Origin of the sequence: Xanthomonas sp. SHU 199 (assembly GCF_000364665.1) — a bacterium.
Lineage (GTDB): Bacteria > Pseudomonadota > Gammaproteobacteria > Xanthomonadales > Xanthomonadaceae > Xanthomonas_A > Xanthomonas_A sontii.
This window is the reverse complement of record NZ_AQOI01000075.1, coordinates 1-6024: the sequence shown is the minus strand read 5'-3', so window position 1 is coordinate 6024 and position 6024 is coordinate 1. Positions and strand designations below refer to the sequence as shown.

Below are 6024 nucleotides of genomic sequence, written 5' to 3'. Positions count from 1 at the left end.
GGCTGCGCGCCGGTGCGCGGGGTCGCCAGCGCCGCGGCCATGCCGGCCGCATGCGCCAGCGTGCCGTCGGCCTCGGTCACGCCGTACGGCAGGAACGCCAGCGCGAACGCACCGACGAACACCAGCGCCAGCACCGCCGCGAGCGAGCGCGACAACCTGCGCGCGAACGGCCGGTCCAGCCGCGGCAGCAGCAAAGCCAGCAGCAGCGCCAGGAACACCATCAGGCCCATGCGCGGAACCCAGCGCCAGTAATCGGTGCCCGACTCCCATGCCGCCCACAACAGCGAGAGCAGGAAGGTCGCCGCAAACCACAGCGCACCATTGCGCCGCGCGCGCCACAGCTGCACGCCGGAGATCGTCAGGCCGAGGCCGGCGACCAGGTAGTACCAGGAGCCGCCCAGCGCCAGCAGCCAGCCGCCGCCAATCGCCAGCACTGCGCCGATCAGCACGCAGACGCCGCCGAGCAGGCGCAGCGGCCAGCCGCCGCGACGCTGCGTTCGTTCGAATTCGTTCATTGCCACTCCTTGCAGGACACGGCCACGCGGAACATCCGCCGTGGCAGCGGCGCATGCGCGCCGCGCATCCTTATCCCAGGCAGCCGGTGAATGCCGCGCGTTTCCTGCTGACACACGCTGACACGCAATCTTGCCGTCCTCGTGATCCAGCATCGACCTGGGCATCACGCGGCCTGTGTCGTCGAGGGCGACGACGACCCGGCGGCATAGTCAGTCGGTGTGACGCGGCGGTCGTACAAATGGCCGCCGTGGCGCCGCGTGCACGCTCGCAGCAGAGCATCCGCATCGTTGCGGTGGCGAGCCCCAAAAACGACGACGCCGGCACGAGGCCGGCGTCGTCGTTCGCTCAGCAGCGCATCACGCCTGCGGCGGTGCAGCCTCGCCAGTGCCTTCGGCGACGCCGTCCTCGCCCGGCAGCACGTCTTCCTCGACCAGCGAGCCGTCCAGGCGTTCCACCGCCTGCAGCTTCTCGCCCTTGGACAGGCGGATCAGGGTCACGCCCTGGGTGTTGCGGCCGACGCGGGAGATTTCCGAGGCGCGGGTCCGCACCAGGGTGCCGCCGTCGGAGATCAGCAGCACTTCGTCGCGGGTGCTCAGCAGCACCGCACCGACCAACTTGCCGTTGCGCTCGCTGGTCTGGATGCCGATCACGCCCTGGGTGCCGCGGCCCTTGCGCGGATACTCGCCCAGCGGGGTGCGCTTGCCGTAGCCGTTCTCGGTCGCGGTGAGGATGTAGGCATCGGCCTCGTCGCCGTTGCGCGCCTCGGCATCGACCTCGGTGTCCGCTGCGGCGTCGACGTCGTCGGCGTCCTCGTCCTGGCCCACGGCCGGTTCGGCCACGATCAGGCTGACCACGTACTCGCTCTTGGCCAGGCGGATGCCGCGCACACCGCGGCTGCTGCGACCGGTCGGCTTGACCCCGCCGCGGCTCTTGCGCCGCGCGCCACGGGCGTCGTCGCCCTCCTCGCCCGCGGCCTCGTCGTCGGCCACGGCGCCGTCGTCGGCACCGGCCTCGTCGACGGCCGCATCATCGGCCTCGTCGTCCTTGGGCCGTTCGGAGAAGCGCACGGTCTTGCCGTTGGAGGCGAACAGCAGCACGTCGCGCTCGCCGTCGGTGAGCGCCACGCCGACCAGCGCGTCGCCCTCGTCCAGATTGATCGCGATCTTGCCGATCTTGCGCTGGAACGCGAACTCGCTCAGCGGGGTCTTCTTGACCATGCCGTTGCGGGTGGCGAAGAACACGTAGCGGCCTTCGGCGTACTCGCGTACCGGCAGCACCGCCTGCACGCGTTCGCCGTTCTCTAGCGGAATCCAGTTGACGATCGGGCGGCCGCGCGCGTTCGGTCCTGCCTCGGGCAACTGGTGCACGGGCAGCCAGAACACCTTGCCGCTGCTGGTGAAGGTCAGCAGGGTGTCGTGGGTGTTGACCAGCCACAGCTGGTCGATGAAATCCTCTTCCTTGGTCGCCGCCGCGCTGCGGCCGCGGCCGCCGCGCCGCTGCGCGCGGTAGGCGCTGACCGGCTGGCGCTTGGCGTAGCCGGCATGCGACAGCGTCACGACCACGTCTTCCGGCGCGATCAGGTCGAGGATGTCCAGGTCCTCTTCGCTGTGACGGATCTCGGTGCGGCGTGCATCGCCGTATTCCTCGCGGATGTTGACCAGTTCCTCGCGGATCACCTGCAGCAGCACGTCCGGATTTTCCAGGATACGGATCAGCCCGGCGATGGCGTCCAGCAGCTGCTTGTATTCCTCGGTCAGGCGCTCCTGCTCCAGGCCGGTCAGGCGGTGCAGGCGCATTTCCAGGATCTGCGTAGCCTGCACTTCGGTCAGCTGGTAGCCGCCGCCGACCAGGCCGACGCCGCTGGGCAGGTCTTCCGGGCGCGAGGCCTCGGCGCCGGCCGCGTTGAGCAGCGCGCCGACCAGGCCCGGTTGCCAGGTCTTGGCCAGCATGCGCTCGCGCGCTTCGTTCGGGTTCGCCGAGGTCTTGATCAGCTCGATCATCTCGTCGATGTTGGCGAGCGCGACGGTCAGACCTTCGAGGATATGCGCGCGGGCGCGCGCCTTGCGCAGTTCGAAGATGGTGCGGCGGGTGACCACTTCGCGGCGGTGGCGGACGAAGGCCTCCAGCATCTGCTTGAGGTTCATCAACTGCGGGCGGCCATCGACCAGCGCCACCATGTTGATGCCGAACACCGACTCCATCTGGGTCTGCTGGTACAGGTTGTTCAGCACCACGTCGGCGGCTTCGCCGCGCTTGACCTCGATGTAGATGCGCATGCCGTCCTTGTCGGACTCGTCGCGCAGCTCGCTGATGCCTTCGAGCTTCTTTTCCTTGACCAGCTCGGCGATCTTCTCGATCAGCCGCGCCTTGTTGACCTGGTACGGGATCTCGGTGACCACGATCGCTTCGCGGCCGTTGTCCTGGATCTCGATCTCGGCCTTGGCGCGCATGCGCACGCGGCCGCGGCCGGTGCGATAGCCGGCGACGATGCCGGTGGTGCCGTTGATGATGCCGGCAGTCGGGAAATCCGGGCCGGGGATGTGCTCCATCAACCCGTCGACGTCGATCTGCGGATTGTCGATCAGCGCCAGGCAGGCGTTGATCGACTCGGTCAGATTGTGCGGCGGGATGTTGGTGGCCATGCCCACCGCGATGCCGGCCGAGCCGTTGACCAGCAGGCTCGGGAAGCGCGTCGGCATCACCGACGGTTCCTGTTCCTTTTCGTCGTAGTTGGGCTGGAAATCGACGGTTTCCTTGTCGATGTCGGCCATCATCTCGTGCGCGAGCCGCGACATGCGCGCCTCGGTGTAACGCATCGCTGCCGCGGAATCGCCGTCGACCGAACCGAAGTTGCCCTGCCCGTCCACCATCAGGTAACGCAGCGAGAACGGCTGCGCCATGCGCACCAGGGTGTCGTACACCGACTGGTCGCCGTGCGGATGGTACTTACCGATGACGTCGCCGACGATACGCGCCGACTTGTAGTAGGGCTTGTTGCTGTGCGCGCCCAACTCGTTCATCGCGAACAACACGCGGCGATGCACCGGCTTGAGGCCGTCGCGCGCATCCGGGAGGGCACGCCCCACGATCACGCTCATGGCGTAATCGAGGTAGCTCTTGCGCATCTCGTCTTCCAGGTTGACCTGGATGATTTCCTTGGCGGATTCTGCCATTCGGGTTCCGTAAGTCTGGTGGCGGATCGACCACCACGCCGGCCCGCGACAGGCGGGCCCGCCGCGGCCGCACGCCTAGGGCGCACGGCGGTCGATCGAACCGCCGGATTCTATCATGACAGGCGCCCGATTGCCCGGTTTTTGCCGGCGCGAACAAGCACTTGCGCGCCTTCGGCAGCGCCCGCCGGGCGCCGCCGCAGTGCCCCGCCTCAGCCGCCGAAGGCGGCGCGCATGCGCGGCAGGTCCGGGCGCTCGATGACCCCGCGCTCGGTGACGATGGCGTCGATCAGGTCCGCCGGGGTCACGTCGAACACCGGGTTCCAGGCGGCGATGCCGTCGGCCACGGTGCGCGTGCCGCCGACGCCGAACAGCTCGCCCGGATCGCGTTGCTCGATCTCGATCTGCGCGCCGTCGACGGTGTCCATGTCCACGGTGGACGACGGCGCCACCACCATGAATTTGACGCCATGGTGGCGCGCGACGATCGCCAGCTGGTAGGTGCCGATCTTGTTGGCGGTGTCGCCATTGGCGCAGATGCGGTCGGCGCCGACGATCACCCACTGCACCGCGCCGGTCTTCATCAGGTGCGAGGCGGCCGAATCGGCGATCAGGGTCGCGTCGATGCCGTCCTGCTGCAGTTCCCACACGGTCAGCCGCGCGCCCTGCAGCCACGGCCGGGTCTCGCCGGCGAACACCTTGGCGATGCGCTGCTGGGCGACGCCGGCGCGGATCACGCCCAGCGCGGTACCGAAGCCGGCGGTGGCCAGCGAGCCGGTGTTGCAATGGGTCAGCACGCCGCTGCCCGGCACGATCAGGCCGGCACCGAGCGCGCCCATGTGCCGGTTCGCGGCCAGATCCTCTTCGGCGATCGCCTGCGCCTCGCGCTCCAGCACGGACTGCCAGTCGCTGCCTGCCGCGCCCAGCGCGCCGCGCATGCGCGCCAGCGCCCAGGCCAGGTTGACCGCGGTCGGGCGCGCGGCATTGAGCCGCTGCAGGGCCGGCTCCAGCTTCAGCAACGCCTCGGCGCCGTTCTCGGCCTGTACCTCGCGCGCTGCCAGCACCGTGCCCCAGCCGGCAGCGATGCCGATCGCCGGCGCGCCGCGCACGGCCAGGGCGTGGATCGCCGCGGCGACCTGGTCGCTGTCGGTGCAGCGCACGTGTTCGACCGCGAACGGCAGCTTGCGCTGGTCCAGCAGTTCCAGCGCGTCGCCGGTCCACAGGATCGGGCGGATATGGTCGTAGCGGGCGTAATCGATATCGAGGGCGGCGTTCATCGCGCCATTGTAAACGCCGGCGATTGCGGATTGAGGACGCCGCGCGGTGTCGCGACGCCGCGCCAGCGATCAGTTGACGCTGAACTCGGCGCGGCAGCCCTTGTCCACCCAGATACCGTCGCGGTCCCAGCCCCAGCTGTCGTCCTGCACGCAGGGCGCGCCGGACAATTGCCGGCGCAGTTCGACACGATCCTGCACGCTGACGCCGCAGCGGCGCCGCGCCTTGCCCTTGGATTCGCACAGCACCGGCCGCGGGCCGGCGGGGAAGCCGGAGCCGTCGGCGGCGCCGATCTCGAACTCGCCGCGGCAGCCGCGCGCGACCCAGATCTCGTTGCGGCGCACGCCCCAGCTGCGCTCCTCGCGGCACGGCACCGACGACAACTGCCGCATCAGCCGCACCGGCGCCCCACGCAGCATCACCGGGCAGCTTTCCAGGCGCCCGTCGGACTCGCAGCGCAACACGCGGCGCATCGCGCTGCGCGACGCCTCCACCGGATTGGGACGGAATTCGGCGCGACAGCCCAGGGTCACCCACACGCCGGTGGCGTCGGAACCCCACTCGCTGCCACGGATGCAGTCGTTGTCGGAGAGTTGCCGCACCAGTTGCACGCCCTGGTCGGTGGACATCGGACAGTGCACCCAGGTCATGTCGCGCGACTCGCAGCGGACCACCGCGGCATCGTACGCATCGGTGTCCTGCGCCGGCGACGGCATCGGCCACACGCTTGCCGCCAACCCCAGCCAACACCAGCCACCGAGCCCGTACGCCCACTTCATGCTTGGCTCTGCCCCTATGCCTAGAACCTGAACAACGAAGACCTGCTGGCGCGCAGCGTGCGCTTGCCGTGCCCGATCAAACCATCATCGGTGTGGACAACGCAACAACGCGCCGCGAAAACACGTGACGGCCGGTTCAGGCATGCGCGAAATCGTAGGCGAGCACCTCGCCGATCTGCGCGGTGCCGCGCATTGCCATCAGCAGCCGGTCCACGCCGACCGCGACGCCGGCGCAGTCGGGCAAGGCCGGCAGCGCCTGCAGCAGCCGCTCGTCCAGCGGCGGG

The 6024-nt window shown here is 69.4% G+C and carries 4 protein-coding genes and 1 pseudogene; all 5 read right to left on the bottom strand.

The annotated features are described in order from the left end of the window. Positions 1-515 (bottom strand): annotated as a pseudogene (locus D183_RS23925) (membrane-bound PQQ-dependent dehydrogenase, glucose/quinate/shikimate family); the annotation flags it as partial. A 357-nt stretch (positions 516-872) separates the two neighbouring features. Then, entirely contained in the window at positions 873-3689 is a 2817-nt protein-coding gene (gene gyrA / locus D183_RS0103655; protein WP_017907803.1) for a DNA gyrase subunit A, read from the bottom strand. 209 nt (positions 3690-3898) lie between these two features. Then, positions 3899-4963, bottom strand: coding sequence for an S-methyl-5-thioribose-1-phosphate isomerase (mtnA, locus tag D183_RS0103650; protein WP_017907802.1), 1065 nt, complete (start codon positions 4961-4963; stop codon positions 3899-3901). Positions 4964-5032: 69 nt separating this feature from the next. Further along, positions 5033-5740 carry a DUF3011 domain-containing protein gene (locus D183_RS0103645; RefSeq protein WP_039726065.1) on the bottom strand — a complete coding sequence of 236 codons (708 nt, stop codon included), beginning with the start codon at positions 5738-5740 and terminating at the stop codon, positions 5033-5035. A 136-nt stretch (positions 5741-5876) separates the two neighbouring features. Continuing rightward, the coding region (locus D183_RS26835; protein ID WP_304412342.1) for an amino acid--tRNA ligase-related protein at positions 5877-6024 on the bottom strand (148 nt) is incomplete at its 5' end.